The sequence below is a fragment of the Paraburkholderia sediminicola genome, assembly GCF_046026675.1.
GTDB lineage: Bacteria > Pseudomonadota > Gammaproteobacteria > Burkholderiales > Burkholderiaceae > Paraburkholderia > Paraburkholderia sediminicola_F.
In genome coordinates, this window is record NZ_JAQQEY010000002.1 from 882,082 (window position 1) to 900,745 (window position 18,664).

General features: G+C 62.7%; 16 protein-coding genes. 15 read left to right on the forward strand and 1 reads right to left on the reverse strand.

The genetic code is table 11. The annotated features are described in order from the left end of the window. The first annotated feature begins 263 nt into the window (after positions 1–263). The 5 genes from PQQ86_RS23865 to pcaC all read left to right on the forward strand — a co-directional run bounded on the left by PQQ86_RS23865 (position 264) and on the right by pcaC (position 4,577). Positions 264–968: a 3-oxoacid CoA-transferase subunit A gene (locus PQQ86_RS23865; protein ID WP_408272479.1), complete on the forward strand. Its 705-nt coding sequence runs from the start codon at positions 264–266 to the stop codon at positions 966–968. Positions 969–978: 10 nt separating this feature from the next. Next, complete coding sequence (locus tag PQQ86_RS23870) at positions 979–1,638, forward strand: 3-oxoacid CoA-transferase subunit B (RefSeq protein ID WP_408272482.1); 660 nt, start codon at positions 979–981, stop codon at positions 1,636–1,638. Between the two features lie 370 nt (positions 1,639–2,008). Next, on the forward strand, positions 2,009–3,388 hold the full coding sequence (locus PQQ86_RS23875; RefSeq protein ID WP_408272484.1) for a 3-carboxy-cis,cis-muconate cycloisomerase: 1,380 nt from the start codon (positions 2,009–2,011) through the stop codon (positions 3,386–3,388). 5 nt (positions 3,389–3,393) lie between these two features. Beyond that, entirely contained in the window at positions 3,394–4,185 is a 792-nt protein-coding gene (gene pcaD, locus PQQ86_RS23880) for a 3-oxoadipate enol-lactonase (protein WP_408272487.1), read from the forward strand. Then, positions 4,182–4,577, forward strand: coding sequence for a 4-carboxymuconolactone decarboxylase (gene pcaC, locus PQQ86_RS23885; RefSeq protein WP_408272489.1), 396 nt, complete (start codon positions 4,182–4,184; stop codon positions 4,575–4,577). Before pcaD ends, pcaC begins: the two co-directional genes overlap by 4 nt. Before the next feature lie 120 nt (positions 4,578–4,697). Here the strand turns inward: pcaC and PQQ86_RS23890 are convergent, their stop codons facing one another. Beyond that, positions 4,698–5,399 carry a TetR family transcriptional regulator gene (locus PQQ86_RS23890; RefSeq protein WP_408272492.1) on the reverse strand — a complete coding sequence of 234 codons (702 nt, stop codon included), beginning with the start codon at positions 5,397–5,399 and terminating at the stop codon, positions 4,698–4,700. 393 nt (positions 5,400–5,792) lie between these two features. Between PQQ86_RS23890 and PQQ86_RS23895 the strand changes: the two genes are divergently transcribed. From PQQ86_RS23895 to PQQ86_RS23940, 10 genes are all read left to right on the forward strand, one after another. Next, positions 5,793–7,400, forward strand: a complete 1,608-nt coding sequence (locus PQQ86_RS23895; protein WP_408272494.1) for a 6-hydroxynicotinate reductase — start codon at positions 5,793–5,795, stop codon at positions 7,398–7,400. 49 nt (positions 7,401–7,449) lie between these two features. Beyond that, a complete protein-coding gene (locus PQQ86_RS23900) occupies positions 7,450–8,391 on the forward strand; it encodes a UPF0280 family protein (protein ID WP_408272496.1) in 942 nt (313 codons plus the stop codon). Then, the gene (locus PQQ86_RS23905; protein WP_093647603.1) at positions 8,367–8,957 is read left to right on the forward strand and encodes an amino acid synthesis family protein; all 591 of its coding nucleotides are present in this window, start codon (positions 8,367–8,369) and stop codon (positions 8,955–8,957) included. The genes PQQ86_RS23900 and PQQ86_RS23905 overlap by 25 nt, the downstream gene beginning before the upstream one ends. 132 nt (positions 8,958–9,089) lie before the next feature. Then, on the forward strand, positions 9,090–9,674 hold the full coding sequence (locus PQQ86_RS23910; protein WP_175048924.1) for an amino acid synthesis family protein: 585 nt from the start codon (positions 9,090–9,092) through the stop codon (positions 9,672–9,674). A gap of 18 nt (positions 9,675–9,692) precedes the next feature. Beyond that, on the forward strand, positions 9,693–11,633 hold the full coding sequence (locus PQQ86_RS23915) for an ABC transporter permease (protein ID WP_408272500.1): 1,941 nt from the start codon (positions 9,693–9,695) through the stop codon (positions 11,631–11,633). Continuing rightward, positions 11,630–12,439 (forward strand): ABC transporter ATP-binding protein, encoded by an 810-nt coding sequence (locus PQQ86_RS23920; protein ID WP_408272503.1) that lies wholly within the window; start codon positions 11,630–11,632, stop codon positions 12,437–12,439. Before PQQ86_RS23915 ends, PQQ86_RS23920 begins: the two co-directional genes overlap by 4 nt. Continuing rightward, positions 12,436–13,149: an ABC transporter ATP-binding protein gene (locus tag PQQ86_RS23925; protein WP_408192924.1), complete on the forward strand. Its 714-nt coding sequence runs from the start codon at positions 12,436–12,438 to the stop codon at positions 13,147–13,149. Before PQQ86_RS23920 ends, PQQ86_RS23925 begins: the two co-directional genes overlap by 4 nt. Positions 13,150–13,222: 73 nt before the next feature. Beyond that, positions 13,223–14,422, forward strand: coding sequence for an amidohydrolase family protein (locus PQQ86_RS23930; RefSeq protein ID WP_408272507.1), 1,200 nt, complete (start codon positions 13,223–13,225; stop codon positions 14,420–14,422). 31 nt (positions 14,423–14,453) lie between these two features. Then, entirely contained in the window at positions 14,454–14,960 is a 507-nt protein-coding gene (locus PQQ86_RS23935; RefSeq protein WP_408272510.1) for a (2Fe-2S)-binding protein, read from the forward strand. Further along, positions 14,957–18,568, forward strand: a complete 3,612-nt coding sequence (locus PQQ86_RS23940) for a molybdopterin cofactor-binding domain-containing protein (protein WP_408272513.1) — start codon at positions 14,957–14,959, stop codon at positions 18,566–18,568. The genes PQQ86_RS23935 and PQQ86_RS23940 overlap by 4 nt, the downstream gene beginning before the upstream one ends. The last annotated feature ends 96 nt before the right edge of the window (positions 18,569–18,664 follow it).

Here is an 18,664-nt window from a genome sequence, read left to right on the forward strand (position 1 = left end):
CGGGCAGGCCAAACCCTATGATTAAGGGGAATCCCCTGCCTTGACAACCAACCCAAAGCGCAACCATAATCGCCCTGAACGTTCGCTAACCGAATCCATGTTCATATATCGAACAAATTACCAGCGAACAAACCAAAGGCGCCAGCCCGCATCTCCACCCGGCGAGCCGCCGCCAGCCCCGGCCCGGAGACCGTCCCGCACAAGCCCCTGCCTGCAAAGGCAAAAAGCCTGGCGATACGCAGCGCCCCAAAAGGAAATTCGACATGATCAACAAGATTTTCGAGTCACTTCAATCGGCGGTCGCCGATGTCCACGACGGCGCGACCGTCATGATCGGCGGCTTCGGCACGGCCGGCATGCCGTCCGAGCTGATCGACGCGCTCATCGAACAGGGCTCGCGCGAACTCACCATCGTCAACAACAACGCCGGTAACGGCGATATCGGCCTCGCGGCGCTACTCAACGCCAAACGCGTGCGCAAGATCATCTGCTCGTTCCCGCGCCAAAGCGACTCGTATGTGTTCGACGCACTCTATCGCGCCGGCGAAATCGAGCTCGAACTGGTGCCGCAAGGCAACCTCGCGGAACGTATTCGCGCAGCAGGCGCGGGTATCGGCGGATTCTTTACGCCCACTGGCTATGGCACCAAACTCGCCGAAGGCAAGGAAACCCGTCTGATCGACGGCAAGCACTACGTGCTTGAGTCGCCGCTGCATGCGGACTTCGCGCTGATCAAAGCGTTCAAGGGCGACCGCTGGGGCAATCTCGTTTATCGCAAGACTGCGCGCAATTTCGGCCCGATCATGGCGAGCGCCGCGAAAACGGCCATCGTGCAGGTGTCGAAAGTGGTGCCGCTCGGCGAACTCGATCCGGAAAACATCGTCACGCCAGGCATCTTCGTGCAACGCGTGATCGAAGTGCCGCAAGCTGCGCATCAAGCCGAACTTGCATCCGCGAACGCCGCCTGAGGAGACCGACATGAAAAAACTGACCCGCGATGAAATGGCCAAGCGCGTTGCCCAGGATATCCCTGAAGGCGCTTACGTGAACCTCGGCATCGGCGTGCCGACGCTGGTGGCCAATCACCTTGGTGCCGACAAGGAAATCTTCCTGCACAGCGAAAACGGCCTGCTCGGCATGGGCCCGGCCCCCGCGAAGGGCGAGGAAGACGACGAACTGATCAACGCCGGCAAGCAGCACGTCACGCTGCTTACGGGCGGCGCCTACTTCCATCACTCGGATTCGTTCGCGATGATGCGCGGCGGCCATCTGGATTTCTGCGTGCTCGGCGCATTCCAGGTGTCGGCGAAGGGCGATCTGGCGAACTGGCACACCGGCGCGCCCGACGCGATTCCGGCAGTCGGCGGCGCCATGGACCTCGCAATCGGCGCGAAACAGGTCTACGTGATGATGGAACACCTGACCAAGCAAGGCGAAAGCAAGATTGCGGTGGAATGCACGTACCCGGTCACGGGCGTGAACTGCGTCGACCGCATCTATACGGACCTTGCAATGATCGACGTCACCGACAAGGGCCTCGTCGTGCGCGAGATCTTCTCGGACATCGACTTCGATGCGCTGCACAAACTGACCGGCGTGCCGCTGATCGACGGCACTCAGGCGGCTCGCGCGGCCTAAGCACGGCGCGGCCGCCGTCAATACAGAGGCCGCCGCGAAGCCGAGATGCTGGCAGGCGACGGCGACGCTTGCGAGGCAACCGCAGCGCCTAAGCGGCAGCCGCAACGCTGGCGACGCAACGGGCAACGCTGACGTGCCTCTACGTCACGCCAGCGTGCCGCCTCATGCCCGGGGCGCGCATGAGGCAAGCTTCATGCGCGTGACCCGATGTCCTGGCATTACGGTGTACCGGCGCGTCAGCATTCGAAGCAGAATGCGCCGCAACGCCGTGTGCGGTACGCTCTCGACAGAAAGCGCCAGGGGCGCGCCTTGCAGCACGCCAGATCGCCGCGGCGAAACCTTCACATCCGACACCCTCATCGACGCCATCATGCTCGACTCCAGCGCCCGTCTGACCGGCCTTCTTTGCGGCACACAGCCGATGAACGACATCTGGGCGCCGCGTGCCACGCTGCAACGGATGCTCGATGTCGAAGCAGCGCTCGCGCGCGCTTCGGCTGCCCATAACGTGATTCCGCACAGCGCTGTGGCCGCGATCGAGGGCGCCTGCCAGGCCGATCAACTCGACGCCGACGCACTGGCGCGCGACGCGGCGCTTGGCGGCAACCTCGCGATTCCCCTCGTCAAACAACTCACCGCGCGTGTCAAAGCGGCGGACACTGAAGCATCGAAGTACGTCCATTGGGGCGCGACAAGCCAGGACATCATCGATACGGCAACGGTGCTGCAACTGCGCGACACCTTCGATCTGCTCGACAGCGGCTTGCAAGCCACATGCGATGCAGTGGCGAAACTCGCGGCCGCCCATCGCGCGACGCCGATGATCGGCCGCACCTGGTTGCAGCAGGCGCTACCCATCACGCTCGGCCTGAAATTCGCACAATGGCTCGACGCGTTGCTGCGTCATCGTGAGCGGCTCGATGCGTTGCGCGGGCGTGTGCTGGTGCTGCAGTTCGGTGGCGCGGCGGGCACGCTGGCGAGCCTGCGTGACGCGGCGGCGCAAGTCACGCAATCATTGGCGCAAGAACTCAAGCTTGCTGTGCCCACCTTGCCGTGGCACACACAGCGCGATCGCATTGCTGAAACCGCGGCACTGTTCGGCATGTTGATCGGCACGCTCGGCAAGATCGCGCGCGATATCTCGCTGCAGATGCAAACCGAAATCGACGAACTGGCCGAGCCCGCCGCGGCAGGCAAGGGCGGTTCGTCGACGATGCCGCACAAGCGCAACCCGGTCGGCTGCGCCGCGGTACTGACGGCGGCGACACGCGCGCCGGGCTTGGTGGCAACGGTGTTCGCCGGCATGGTGCAGGAGCACGAGCGCGCGCTTGGCGGGTGGCAAGCCGAGTGGGACGCGTTGCCGGACCTCGCGCGCCTTGCAGGCGGAGCGCTCGCCAACATCGAGCAGATCGCCGCGGGTCTCAACGTGAATGTCCCGCGCCTTGCCGCCAATCTCGACGTCACGCACGGATTGATTCTCGGCGAGGCCGTGATGCTTGCGCTCGGCGACAGCATCGGCCGGCTCGATGCGCATCATCTGGTCGAGCGCGCATCGAAAGCCGCAATCGCCGGGCGCAAGACGCTCTTCGACGTGCTCTCGGCAGACCCCGCCGTGACCGAACATCTTTCGCTCGAGCGCCTCACGCAACTGCTCGATCCCGCTCAATACGTCGGCCAGGCACACGCTTATGTGGATGCCGCGCTGGCACTTCATCACTCGCGCGCCAGGCGCGCCACCTCCAAGGAGTAACCGGTATGCCCTACGCCGCAGTCAACGGTACCGAGCTGCATTATCGAATCGATGGTGACCGTCACGGTAATGCACCGTGGATCGTGTTGTCGAATTCGCTCGGCAGCGATCTGTCGATGTGGACGCCGCAAGTCGCGGCGCTGTCTAAACATTTCCGCGTGCTGCGCTACGACACGCGCGGTCATGGTCACTCGGAAGCGCCGAAGGGTCCGTACACGCTCGAACAACTGACCGGCGACGTGCTCGGCCTGATGGATACGCTGAAGATCGCGCGGGCGAATTTCTGTGGTCTGTCGATGGGCGGCCTCACCGGCGTCGCGTTGGCCGCGCGTCACGCGAATCGCCTCGAACGCGTAGTGCTGTGCAATACGGCGGCGCGCATCGGTTCGCCGGAAGTGTGGGTGCCGCGCGCTGCGAAGGCCCGCACGGAAGGCATGCTCGCGCTGGCCGATGCGGTATTGCCGCGCTGGTTCACCGCCGATTACATCGAACGTGAGCCGGTGGTTCTGGCAATGATTCGCGACGTGTTCGTGCATACGGACAAGGAAGGCTACGCATCGAATTGCGACGCCATCGACGCAGCAGATCTGCGCCCTGAAGCCCCCGGCATCAAGGTGCCTGCGCTGGTGATCAGCGGTACGCACGATCTGGCTGCAACGCCGGCGCAAGGCCGCGAGCTGGCGCAAGCGATTCCGGGCGCGCGTTACGTCGAACTGGACGCCTCACATATTTCCAACATCGAGAAGGTCGAAGCCTTCACGAAGACTGTGCTCGACTTCCTGACGGAGCAGAAATGAACGACGAAGACCGTTACGAAGCCGGACTCGGGGTGCGCCGCGAGGTGCTGGGTAGCGCGCACGTCGACCGGTCGCTTGCGAACCGCACCGACTTGACGGAGGAGTTCCAGAACTTTATTACCCGCTATGCGTGGGGCGAAATCTGGACGCGTGAAGGCTTGCCGCGTCACACGCGCAGCTTGCTGACCATCGCGATGATGGTTGCGCTCAATCGCAGCGAAGAACTCGCACTGCACCTGCGCGCCGCGAAGAATAACGGCGTGACGCGCGAACAGATCAAGGAAGTGCTGCTGCAATCCGCAATCTACTGCGGCGTGCCGGCGGCCAATTCGGCGTTCCATCTGGCCGATAAACTGTTCCGCGAAGACGACGCCGCAGCGGCAAAGCCGTAACGGCGTTCGAACACGGGTGCGGCGTGTAACCACGCCGTCCCGCGAGTCCTGTCTCCGGCAGGAATGAAACAGCTCAAAAAGCAATGCGCAGTCTGAAGCGTACGTCGGACAAAACGCGCTTCAGGCCGTTCTGCTTACATCCATCACTGCCGCGTCCACCGGCAACTGCAAGCTCACGGCGCGCAATACCGTATCCTTGATGACCTCGCGCCAATGCGCGAGTGCGGCCTTGTCCATCAGCGGTTCACCGAGAAACGCCCCTAGCGTGTACTGATTCGCGTTATAGAAATAGCCGAGGGACGCGATTATCAGATACACATCACGCGCTTTGACGTCGGCACGAAAGACGTTTTGCGCCTTGCCCGCGTCCAGCAACTTCTGCACGACAGAAATCGCATAGCCCGAAATCTCCTTCAGCTTTGACGATTTCTTTGCGTGCTTGCCCTGATGCAGATTCTCGCTCGACAGCAGGGTGACAAATTCAGGGTGATCGAGGTAATACTGCCAGACGAATTCGACCATCTGCTCGAGGCCGTGCACGGGGTCGTCCAGATCGAGATCGAGCTTGCTTTCGGCCTCGTTGAACTGCGTGTAGATCGTCTCCAGGACTTCGACAAACAACTGTTCCTTGCTGCCGAAGTAGTAATAGATCATCCGGTCGTGCGAACGCGCGGCCTTCGAAATGCTTTCGACCCGGCCACTTGCATAGCCTTGCTTTGCAAAGACCTTGATTGCCGCTTTGAGAATCTTGGCGCGCGTGTCTTGCGCCTGCTTCGCTCGGATGCCGATAGCGCCCGGCTTGCGGGCAGCAGTGGGACTCATGGCGGTCTCGGATCTCTTTGTTAGCGTCAGGTTGAACGGCATGCGCCGCAGCCGCTTGGTGCGCTCAGGTATGGCGCGTCTTCATCATACAACCCATATCACGCGCGACGAAATGCCCTGCAAGGTCATGTGCTTCGGCGTAGATTGATTCGTAATCCCTGCGGGGATGCCGCGCCGCAGCATTCAGACGGATACTGGGAAACTACCGGGAAACTCGTTGCGCAGTCTATTTTGATCGAGTAGATTTCAAGCAAGTTTGGTGTAGTGGATGCTACACGAACGGTGAGTGACCGCAACATGGAAAAAATGCGGGTCACGCAAAAATCCCTTTAAACAGGGACTATTTGTCAGCCGGGCAGGACCGATTGTAATGTCGTCGTATGGAACCCCGCCATGACAGAACATACGAAGGTCGATTTCGGTGCGGAGCGCGTCGACGGCGAAACCGCCTCGACGCCGGGTCCGACCGTGCTCGAGAAAGCGGCGCCGCGCAGCGAGCGGATGGCGTCGAACAAGATCGAATGCAATGCATGCCCGGTGTTGTGCCAGATTTCGGAAGGCCGCACCGGCGCTTGCGATCGCTATGCGAATGCGGACGGACGGTTGATTCGCGTCGACCCTGTGGTGTTTCTTTCGCGCGCGGCGGGTTCGCCTGAAGCGATCACAAGCAATGCGGATACCACGGTCGAATTTGGTGCATCGTCCGAGGTGCACGATCCCGCCGCGGAACAGGCGCTGTTCGTTACCGGCGTTGGCGCATCGTCCACGTATCCCGACTACAAGCCCGCGCCTTTCATCGTTTCCTCGAAGTTGGACGACGTCGACATGGTCACGGTCGTCACCGAGGGCATTTTCAGCTATTGCAGTTTCAAGGTGAAGATCGACACCGACCGTTTTCTCGGGCCGGAGCAATCGAACGTGCGTTGCCATGGCGAGATCGTCGGCCATGTGACCACAGCGGAGTACGGTTCGCAGATGTTGAGCCTCGGCGGTGTTCACCATCTGACGGGCGGCAGCAAGAAAGAAGGCCGTGTGACGTGCGACATGATGCTCGCGCTCGGCAACAAGGAAGCGGTGGAGTTGACCATCGATGGCGGTGCGAGTCTCGTGATTCGCGCGGGCGCTGCGCCGATTGTCGACGGCGTTGAAGAACAGCGTATGCGGGTGGGCTGTGGGTCGGCCACCATCGGCATCTTTGCGAAGCAATGGTTCGGTCACACCGACGAAGTGGTGGTCGTCGACGATCACATCACCGGTGTGCTCACTGAACACCAGGCGGGCCGCTGCCTCGGCATGACGCCGTCAGGTCTGAAGATTCGCGGCCGCAAATCGACACCGGGCCGCTATTTTCAGGTCGCGAATCCGGGCACCGGTTGGGGCGGCACTGACATTCAGGACCCACTGGCGATTGTCGAAAGCTTCGATCCGGCGGTGGCGAAACCGGGCATGCGTTTGCTGATGGTGTCGACCACCGGCGAACACGCACAGTGGTACGAACTCGATCAGAACCTCGTGCCGCGTATCGCAGCCATGCCGGATGCCGTGCGCAGTACGGTCGAACGAATTGGCGAGAACTGCGAGCCGTCGCTTGCTACGGTGCTGTTTCTGGGTGGCGCGGGTGGCAGCCTGCGAGCGGGGGCAACGGAGAACCCGGTCCTGCTCACCCGCGCGATCAAACAGAGACTGGTGAACGTAACATGTGGTGGCGCGCCAACCTATGTGTGGCCGGGTGGCGGCATCACCGTGATGGTGGATGTCTCGCGCATGCCCGATCGATCGTTCGGTACTGTGCCGACGCCCGCGATCGTCGCACCGATCGAATTCACCATGACATATGACGCGTATCGCGATCTCGGCGGCCATCTCGACGCGGTGCGTTCACTGGAAAGCGTGCTGGCGAATGGACCGGAGCATTCGGAGGGGGCGCCGCTCGCGCGCAGGACGCTCGCTCGCCATCCCGACAACCCGTGGCCGGCGGCCATGCCGCCATTGCCGGGCTAACGGTGGCGCCACCACCGGCACAATCGACACGACGAACGCGACGCACACGATGAACGCAACCCGAACCCGGCTCGACGCGGCCCGCTGGCATTGGCAGCACGGTCCGATCGATCTGATCCTTAGCGCGGACGGCGAGCCCTCGGCAGTGCAGGCTGCTTACGAGGCGTGCTGGGTGCGCTTTGTGGATGTATTGCCCGAGTTGGTCGGTGAGTTGAAGCTGCTTCGTCAGCCGGTGCCGGGCGACGCGGCGCATAGCGATTGCGCGTTGAAAGGCGCCGTGGCCCGGCGCATGTGGAGCGCATGTCATCCGCACCGCGCTCGCTATATCACGCCGATGGCGGCCGTTGCAGGCAGCGTCGCGGACGAATTGATCACGGCGTTTGCACGCGAAGGCATCTCGCGCGCCTTCATCAACAACGGCGGCGACATCGCACTCTATTTGACCGAAGGGCAGCAGTACCGCGTGGGCGTGTTCGCCGATCTGGCGGCGTTCTCAGGTGAGAAGGCCTCAGGCGATCTGGCTTTGGACGCAAACCTGACGCTGGACGCCGTCACGCCGATTCGCGGCGTCGCGACAAGCGGCTGGCGCGGCCGCAGCTTCAGCCTGGGGATCGCCGACAGCGTGACCGTGCTCGCCCGCAACGCTGCCACCGCCGATGCCGCCGCCACGATGATTGCCAACGCCGTCAACCTTGACTATGCGGGCATCGTGCGCAGGCCGGCTTCCTCGTTGAAGGACGATAGCGATCTCGGTGACCTGCTCGTGACTGTCGACGTGCCGTCCTTGCCGCAACCGTTGATCGATTTCGCGCTGGCACGCGGTGTCGACGCCGCGCAGCGCTTGCACGAACAAGGTTTGATTGAAGGCGCCGCACTGTTCCTGCAAGGGCGGGCGCGTGTGACCGGTGGCACCTATCAGAATGGCGAGTTGTTTGCGCAACGCGCCCGGATAACAACGGAGGCTCCGTGTTCGAAATACGCCGCGTGCTGACGCACGTCGAAGACATTTTTCACGAGTTTGGTCCCGCGCCCGCACAGCCGCTCAGGCGCGGTGCAATTGCCGCGGTGATGACGAATCCGTTCGCTGGCCGCTACGAAGCCAGAATCGAACACGCCATGGAAGCGCTCAAGCCGATCGGCTTCGACATGGCGCAACGGCTGCTGGCGGCGATGGCCGTGCCGCACGCGGCGATCGAAAGCTACGGCAAGGGTGCAATCATCGGCTCGCGCGGTGAACTCGAGCATGGCGCGTTGTGGCACGTTCCCGGCGGCTATGCGATGCGCGAGTTGCTGGAGAAGAATGGCGTGCCGACCAACGCGATCGTGCCGTCGACCAAGAAAGTCGGCGCGCCTTCCACCGCGCTTGACGTGCCGCTGACGCATGTCAATGCGAGCTACGTGCGCAGCCATTTCGATGCGATCGAGGTGCGTGTGCCCGGTGCGCCCGCCGCGGATGAACTGGTGTATATCCTCGTGATGAGCACAGGCCAGCGCGTGCATGCGCGCGTCGGCGGCCTGGCGAAAGAGGCAATTGTGGGCAAGGACGGCTTGCGCTGAGCGGCGCCTGATCCACGCAATGCGCTGAAGCATTGCAATGAAACAAGGAGTCGAAGCGCGGAGCTGAAGCAACGCGCTGAGACGAGTAAGTAGAACACTAAGCAGAACACGCATCGAAACCCGGAGATCGAAATGGCAATCAAGCTTCGCAAGCTGGTCGTGCAGGTCGATGAAACACGCATTGAAATGGGGCAGGCCATCGAGCCGCCGACACGCCGTGCAGTCGCGATTGCGGTGATCGATAATCCCTACGCGGGCCGCTACGAGGCCAGGCTGGACGCGCTGATCGAAGCCGGCGAGGAACTGGGCGCCTTGCTCGGCAACAAGTGTGTGGAAGCACTCGGCATCAAGCCGGGCGACGCGCAAAGCTACGGCAAGGCGGCGATCGTCGGCGAGGCGGGCGAACTCGAGCATGCGGCGGCGATTCTGCACCCCAAGCTCGGTGCCCCGCTGCGGGTAGCGGTCGAAAAGGGCGCGGCGCTGGTGCCGTCTGCGAAAAAAATGGGTACGCTTGGCACCGCGATAGACGTGCCGCTCGGTCACAAGGACGCCGCCTTCGTGCGCAGCCATTTCGATGCAATCGAAGCGCGCGTGTCGGACGCGCCGCGCGCCAACGAAATTGTTGTGGCGGTCGCGGTGACGGCCTCGGGCCGGCCTTTACCGCGTATCGGCGGGTTGCAGGTGAGTGAGATCAAAGGCGAAGACGGTTTGCGCTGAGTTACTTTAAGGGTCGCGATGCTTTCGAATTTGCTGGTACAGCTGGTCAACGGACTCGCCGACGCGTCGACGCTGTTTCTCGTCGCCGCCGGTTTGTCGCTGATCTTCGGCGTGACGCGCATCGTCAACTTCGCGCACGGCTCGTTCTATATGTTCGGCATCTATGTCGCGTATAGCATCGCGAGCCGTTTCGGTCATACGGCGGGCGGGTTCTGGTTGTCGGTACTGGCCGCCGCGCTGGTGGTTGCGGTGCTCGGCGCGCTGGTCGAAATGATCGTGTTACGGCGCATTTACCAGGCCCCGGAGTTGTTCCATTTGCTGGCGACGTTCGCGCTGGTGCTGATCTTTCGCGATGCCGCGCTGTGGCTGTGGGGCCCGGAAGACCTCTTCGGACCGCGTGCGCCGCATCTGGCAGGCGCAGTTAATTTTCTCGGCCATCCGCTGCCGACCTACGATATCGCGCTGATCGTGATCGGGCCGGTGGTGTTGCTGCTGCTCTGGTATGCGTTGACGCGTACGCGGTGGGGCACGCTGGTGCGCGCCGCAACGCAGGATCGCGAGATGCTCGGCGCGCTCGGCATCAATCAGGCGTGGCTGTTCACCGGCGTGTTTTTCGTCGGCGCGTTTCTCGCTGGCCTGGGCGGCGCGCTGCAAGGGCCGCGGATGTCGGCGAATCTGTCGCTGGATCTGGAGACTATCGGCAATGCGTTCGTCGTGGTGGTGGTCGGCGGCATGGGATCGATTCCGGGCGCGTTCGTCGCGGCGTTGCTGATCGCGGAGATCAAGGCGCTATGCATCGGCATCGGCCATGTGTCGGTGTTCGGTATCGATCTGTCGTTGAGCCGCTTTACGCTCGTTGCGGAATTTGTTGTGATGGCGGTGGTGCTGGTGGTGCGGCCTTGGGGCCTGCTAGGGAAGGCGAGCGCCGCGGTGCGTGGCATGGCCGCCCCTGAAGCGCCATTAAGGCCCGCAGGCAAGCGCCTGAAGTGGCTGGCGGCAATCGCTTTGCTGGTGCTGGTGCTCGCGCCGCTTGCAGCCAATGCATTTCCCTACATGCCGGTGCTGCTGGTTGAGATCCTGATTGCCGTGTTGTTCGCGACGAGTCTGCATTTCATCATGGGCCCCGGCGGCATGCATTCTTTCGGCCACGCAGCGTATTTCGGCCTGGGCGCATACGGCGCCGCGCTGTTTCTCAAAGTTTTGAATCTGCCGATGGAAGCGGCATTGCTGCTCGGCCCCTTGCTCGCAGTGGCCGGCGCGCTCGTGTTCGGCTGGTTTTGCGTACGCCTCTCAGGCGTCTACCTCGCGATGCTGACGCTGGCGTTTGCGCAGATCGTCTGGTCGGTCGTGTTCCAGTGGGACGACGTGACGGGCGGCAGTAACGGCATTCTCGGCTTGTGGCCGTCGAACTGGCTGGCGTCGCCGGTCGCCTTTTACTATCTGACACTCGCCTGCGCGGTGATCGGCGTGTGGCTGTTGCGCAAGACGCTGTTCTCGCCGCTTGGCTACGCGATGCGGGCGTCGCGCGATTCCGTGTTGCGCGCCGAAGCGATCGGCATCGACGTGAAGCGCGTGCAATGGGCGGCGTTCGTCGTCGCGTCGCTGTTTTGCGGCCTCGCCGGATCGCTTTATGCCTTTTCCAAGGGGACGATTTCGCCGGAGGTGATCAGCGTCAGCCGTTCAGTAGATGGCCTCGTGATGGTGCTGCTCGGTGGCTTGCAGACGTTGACTGGCCCGATCGTCGGCGCAGCCGTGTTCACGTGGCTGCAGGACACCGTCGCGCGGCAAACCGATTATTGGCAGGCGTTGCTGGGCTTCACGATCCTGCTGCTTGTGATCGCGTTTCCGCAGGGCATCGTCGGTTTCATTCGCGAGCGTTTCGGCGACGATACGGTGGATAAGGCGGAAGAGCGTGCTCCATCGCCATCACAGGGTACGGCGATCAAGGAGGGGCTATGAGCTTGCTGCGCGTCTCCGGTCTCTCCAAATCGTTCGGCGGCCTGAAAGCGGTCGACGATGTTTCTTTCGATCTCGAAGCCGGTCAACTGTTGGCGCTGCTGGGTCCGAACGGCGCGGGCAAGTCGACCTGCTTCAACATGGTCAACGGGCAACTGCAGCCGTCGTCCGGTTCGATTCGCCTCGACGATCATGAACTGGTCGGCATGCGGCCACGTGATATCTGGCGTCTGGGCGTCGGCCGCACGTTTCAGATTGCCGCGACCTTCAATTCGATGACCGTGCTCGAGAATGTGCAGATGGCGCTGGTCTCGCGTGAACGAAAGACATTCGGCCTCTGGAAACCCGCGGGCTCGCGCTACGCCGATGAGGCCATGACGCTGCTCGAACAGGTCGGCATGGGCGCCGATGCGAACCGCGCCTGCGGCGTGCTCGCATATGGCGATGTCAAACGCGTTGAACTCGCTATCGCGTTGGCAAACCGCCCGAAGCTGCTACTGATGGACGAACCCACCGCCGGCATGGCGCCAAAAGAGCGTAACGAACTGATGGCGTTGACCAAGCGACTCGTCTCCGAGCACAAAATCGGCGTGCTGTTTACCGAGCACAGCATGGACGTTGTATTCGCGTACGCCGATCGCATGATCGTACTCGCGCGCGGCAAGTTGATCGCCGAAGGCGACGCCGAAACGATCCGCAACGACGCACGCGTTCAGGAAGTCTATTTCGGCACCGGCAAGACTTTCCAGCCACGCGCGCCGCTGCATGAAGCGGCAGGCGGCCATCAAGGACAAGGAGCGCTTCAATGAGCGAGCCGATGCTGAAAGTCGCCGGCCTCAACGCGTTCTATGGCCGCGCGCACATTCTGTTCGATGTCGGCCTCGAAGTCGGCCGCGGCGAAGTGGTCGCCTTGATGGGCCGCAACGGCGCCGGCAAATCGACGACGATGAAAGCGGTGATGGGTCTGCTGCCGCGCCGTCAGGGCGAGGTCCGTTTTCGCGGGCAAAACATCACGGCATTGCCGCCGTACCGGATCGCACGCATGGGCATGGGTTTCGTCCCTGAAGATCGCCGCGTGTTTTCCGATCTGACCGTGATGGAGAACCTCGATACAGGCCGTCAGCCGCCACGCGAAGGCGCGCCGCAATGGACGCCGGAAAAGCTGTTCCGCCTTTTCCCCAATCTTGGTGAAATGCCGAAACGGCCCGGCGGACAGATGAGTGGCGGTGAGCAGCAGATGCTTACCGTCTCTCGCACGCTGATGGGCAATCCGTATCTGGTGCTGCTCGACGAGCCGTCCGAAGGCGTCGCGCCCGTGATCGTCGAGCAGATGGCCAACATGATTCTCGAACTCAAGCGCGAAGGGCTGTCGATTCTGTTGTCTGAGCAGAATCTGCACTTCGCCGAGCTGGTCAGCGACCGCGCATACGTCCTCGAAAAAGGACAGATCCGCTTCAGCGGCACGATCGGCGAACTCGCAAAGAACGAAACGGTCAGGCGCGCTTATCTGAGCGTGTGATTCCATTGGCGTCGCATGCGTGCAGGGTGTGCACGTATGCGACGCCGGGCAGTCGGTGCGAAAGGAGAAGCAGATGGCAGCAGAGACGTTGACAGGCTTGTCGGGCAAGGTCGCGGTAACGAACATCGGTCTGCTGTTATCCGGCGATATCGACCAGCCGATTCTCGACGCGAACACACTGGTGATCGACGACGGCGTGATCGTCGCGATCGGCCGCGAGAAAGATTGCGACCTCGAAGGCGCGCGGACCACCATCGACTGTAAGGGCACCACGGTTGCTCCAGGCCTGATCGATTCGCACGTGCACCCGGTGTTCGGCGACTGGACGCCGCGCCAGAATCAGATGGGCTGGATCGAATCAAATCTGAACGGCGGCGTGACGACGATGATTTCCGCCGGCGAAGTGCATTTACCTGGCCGTCCGAAAGACGTGGTCGGCGTAAAGGCGCTTGCCATCACGGCTCAACGATCGTTCGAAGGGATGCGTGGTGCGGGTGTCGGTGGCGGCGTGAAAGTCATGGCGGGCGCGCCGGTGATCGAGAAGGGCATGGTCGAGGAGGACTTCAAGGAGCTGTCGGAAGCGGGCGTGAAGCTGCTCGGCGAGGTGGGACTCGGCAGTGTGAAAGGCGGCGAGGAAGCGGCACAGATGGTCGCGTGGGCACGCAAGTACGGTATTCAAAGCACGATTCACACGGGCGGTCCGTCGATTCCGGGCTCGGGCCTGATCGATCGGGACGTGGTGCTCGCCGCCGACGCGGACGTGATCGGCCACATCAACGGCGGCCATACGTCGCTTTCCTATCGGCACGTATGCGATCTGTGCGAGCAATCGAGCCGCGCGCTGGAGATCGTTCACAACGGCAACGAACGGATCGCGCTGCTCACGGCACGTCATGCGATCGAGTTGAAGTGTCCGCATCGAATCATTCTTGGCACCGATAGTCCGGCGGGTTCCGGCGTCCAGCCGCTTGGCATTCTACGGATGATCGCGCTGATCTCGAGTCTCGCCGACGTCCCCGCGGAAATTGCCTTCTGCTTCGCGACCGGGAATACCGCCCGGCAACGCAATCTGCGGCAAGGGCTGATCGAAGTGGGCCGTCCCGCCGACCTCGTCTTCATGGACCGCGCGCAGCACACGGCCGCCGACACGCTGCTTGAGAGCGTGCAACTCGGCGATATTCCCGGCGTCGGCATGGTGATGATCGACGGCCTGATCCGCTGCCGGCGCAGCCGCAATACGCCACCGGCGACCGAAGTGCCGGTGGTGCTTTGAACGCGCGCTGTACGGCGAGGCCGGCATCGTCATGAACCGCCCGGCGCCTCTTACGCTGAATGTCAACGGCGCGACGCATCTCGTCAGCGCCGCTGTGGACACGCCGCTGCTTTATCTGCTGCGTAACGACCTCGCGTTGAATGGTCCGAAATTCGGCTGCGGACTTGGCGAATGTGGCGCGTGTACGGTTCTGCTTGACGGCATGCCGACGCGTTCGTGCGTGACGACCGCGAAGGTTGCCTTAGGGCGAGAGATCACCACGCTCGAAGGACTGGGCACGCGCGTCGCACTGCATCCGGTGCAGCAGGCGTTTATCGAAGAACAGGCCGCGCAGTGCGGCTATTGCCTGAATGGCATGATCATGACCGCCAAAGCGTTGCTCGATCGCGATCCGCATCCGAGCGTCGAGACGATCCGGCGGGAACTGTCGCGCAACCTCTGCCGGTGCGGCACGCATGTCGAGATCGTGCGCGCGGTGCAGCGCGCAGCCGACCTGCTCGCTGCGCAATCCTCCGTGCGGCAAGGAGTGCGCGCATGACGGGGCCGGATTTCAGCGTCGATCGGCGTTCCGTGCCGCTGTCACGACGACAGCTCCATGACGCGCAGAGTGTGCTCATCATTACGCGGCCGCCGCAGGCACCCGTGAAGCCTGCGATCGGTCAGCCGGGGTCGCGCTCGTCGTTCGTGCCGACCGAGACGGACATGTTTCTCGTGGTGCGCGACGACGGCAGCGTGGTGGCGTTCAACGGTCACGTTGATCTCGGTACCGGCATCGGCACCGCGCTCGCGCAGATCGTCGCGGAAGAACTGGATGTGCCGTTGACGCGTGTGTCGGTGGTACTCGGCCACACCAGCGAGGCGCCGAATCAGGGGCCGACGATTGCAAGCGCGACGATCCAGATATCGGCGGTGCCGTTGCGGCATGCAGCGGCGCAAGCGAGGCAATTTCTGTTGAAGGAAGCAGCCGCGCGCTTGGACGTAAGCGCAGAGCAACTCGACGTGCGAGACGGTGTGGTTTTCACGCGTGACGGTGGGACGGAAAAAAGCATTGACTACGGCGAACTGATCACCGGGCGGCGCATCGAATTGGACCTTGCCACCGATGCGCCTTTGAAATCGCCGGACGCGTACAAGATCGTCGGCAAGAGCACGCCGCGTGTCGATATTCAGGCGAAGGCAACCGGTGAATTGAGTTTTGTGCATGATGTGCGTGTGCCTGGCATGCTGCACGGGCGCGTTGTCCGTCCACCCTATGCCGGTGTCGCGCAGGGCGACTTCATGGGCAACAGTCTGCTGCATGTCGATGAAGCTTCGGTCAGCGATTTGCCCGGCATCGTCAAGGTCGTGGTGATCCGCGATTTTGTCGGCATCGTGGCTGAGCGCGAAGAGGTCGCGCAGCAGGCAGTGAAGCGCTTGCATGTGCAGTGGAAAGCCGTAGAGGGTTTGCCTGCGCTCGAAACCAGCGAGGAAGTGGAAGCTGCGCTGAGAGCGAATCCGGCCAAGCGGCGCGATCTGGTGATCGAAGGCGACGTTGACGCAGCACTCGCGCAAGATCCTGCTCGAACGCTGGAACGCACCTACGTATGGCCGTTTCAGATGCACGCATCGATTGGACCGTCGTGTGCGGTGGCCGACTACCGGGATGGGAAGCTGAAAGTCTGGTCGGGCACGCAGAACCCTCATTCGTTGCGTGCCGATCTTGCCTTGCTGATGGCCCTGGATGAAGCGCACATCGAAATCGTGCGTATGGATGCGGCGGGTTGTTATGGCCGCAATTGCGCGGACGATGTCGCCGCCGACGCCGCGCTGCTATCGCGCGCAACCGGCAGTCCGGTGCGCGTGCAACTGTCGCGCGAAGACGAGCATGCGTGGGAGCCGAAGGGCGCTGCGCAATTGATGGACGTGCGCGGCGCTTTAGATGCCGAAGGCGAGCTCGCTGCGTACGACTTCGCGACGCGCTATCCGTCGAACGACGCCCCTACGTTGGCGTTGCTGCTGACCGGAACCGTTTCCGCTCAGCCGCAGGTATTCGAAATGGGCGACCGCACGTCCGTGCCGCCATACGACTACCGGACCATGCGCATTGTCTGCGACGACACGCCGCCGATCGTGCGCGCGTCCTGGTTGCGGGGCGTGTCGGCCTTGCCTAACACCTTCGCGCATGAATCTTTTATTGACGAACTCGCGGCTGAGGCGGGCGCAGATCCGGTCGAGTTTCGTTTGAAGCACCTGACCGATCCGCGTGCGATCGATCTCGTGAAGGCTGTGGCCGAGAAAGCTGGCTGGCAGCCTCGCAAAATTGCCTTGAAAGATGATCAGGAAGAGGGCGACATTGCGCGCGGCCGAGGTTTTGCCTACGCCCGCTACGTGCACAGCAAATTCCCCGGTTTCGGCGCGGCATGGTCCGCGTGGGTCGCTGACGTCGAAGTCAATCGCAAGAGCGGTGAGCTCGCCGTGACGCGCGTGGTGGTCGGTCAGGACACCGGCACCATGGTGAATCCTGACGGCGTTCGTCATCAGATACACGGCAATGTGATTCAGGCGACCAGCCGTGCACTGAAAGAACGCGTGACGTTCGGCGATAACGCGGTCATGAGCCAGGAATGGGGCGCGTATCCGATTCTGACGTTCCGCGAAGTGCCGGTGATCGAAGTCGTGATGATGCCGCGCCACGGCGAGCCGCCGATGGGCACGGGCGAATCGGCGTCGCTGCCTGGCGCCGCGGCGATCGCCAACGCGCTGTACGACGCGACAGGTGTGCGTTTTCGCAGACCACCGTTCACGCCGGAGACGATCCGCGCTGCACTCGCCGATGCGCAAGCGGAAGAAGCGGCGGCGCGCAAAAAGAAGCGCTGGCGGCTCGGCTTTCTCGGCGTAGTTGCCGCGGGCGCTGCCGGCTGGCTAGGAGCATTGGCTTTGACGCCACAAGCCATTGCGCCGATCGCGCCACCGCTCGCGAGCGCGTTTGCGCCGGAGCTGGTGGCGCGCGGCAAACTGCTCGCGGCGCTGGGCAATTGCGCGGTTTGCCATACCGCACACAACGGCGTGCCCAATGCCGGCGGCAAACCGCTCGACACGCCATTCGGCACCATCTACAGCACTAACATCACGCCTGACGGACAGACCGGGATCGGTACATGGTCGCTCGACGCATTCGTGCGGGCGATGCGGCAAGGTATCAGTCGCGACGGACATCATCTGTATCCCGCGTTCCCGTACACGTCGTTCAGGAACACGTCCGACGACGATCTGAAAGCGCTCTACGCGTATCTGATGGCGCAAACGCCGGTGCGTTCCAGGCCGCCGGAAACGAAGCTGGCCTTTCCGTTCAGCGTGCGTCCGATGATGGCCGCATGGAACGGGCTCTTCCTCGGACGCAATACGTTTGCCGCCAGTGCGACGCAAAGTGCGCAATGGAATCGCGGGGCGTATCTCGTGAACGGCCTCGGCCATTGCAGCGCATGCCATACCCCGCGCAATGCATTCGGCGCCGAGAAAACCGGCGCGACCTTCATGGGCGGCGGCATGGTGGAAGGGTGGGAAGCGCCCGCGCTATCGACGCTTTCCAACGCGCCCGTACCCTGGAGCGAAGACGAACTGTTCAGCTATCTGCGCTACGGTCATGCGCCGCTGCATGGTGTCGCAGCCGGGCCGATGGCGCCGGTCGTCAACGATCTGGCGGCTTTGCCCGACAGCGATATTCGCGCGATGGCCACGTATCTGGCGTCGTTGAGTCCGCTGGAGCCCAATGCGGATCCTGTGGCGATGGCGCGTCAATACGAGCAGGCCAGCACGATTACGGGCACGGCAACAGGTCTTGGCGCACGTCTCTTCGATGGCGCGTGTGCAGCCTGTCATCACACTGGCAGTGGACCGCAATTGTTCGGTGCGCATCCTTCGCTGGCGCTTAACACGAATCTGCATAGCACGACGCCTGATAATCTGATTCGCGTGATTCTCGATGGTATCGGCTCGCCTGCCCGGCCCGAACTCGGTACGATGCCGGCTTACCGCGACAGTTTCAACGACGCCCAGGTCGCGGAACTGGTGACCTACCTGCGTCAGCAATTCGCCGGTGGCAAGCCGGCATGGCAGGACGTCACGGCGAGCGTTGCGAGAATTCGCGCGATGCCGCGGGCAGAGTGAAATCGTTAAACGTATTGAAGCATCACTCGCAGCATCGCTCGTAGCACCACTGGCAGCACAATTCGCAATACGGTTCGCCGAACGAATCGCCAAACG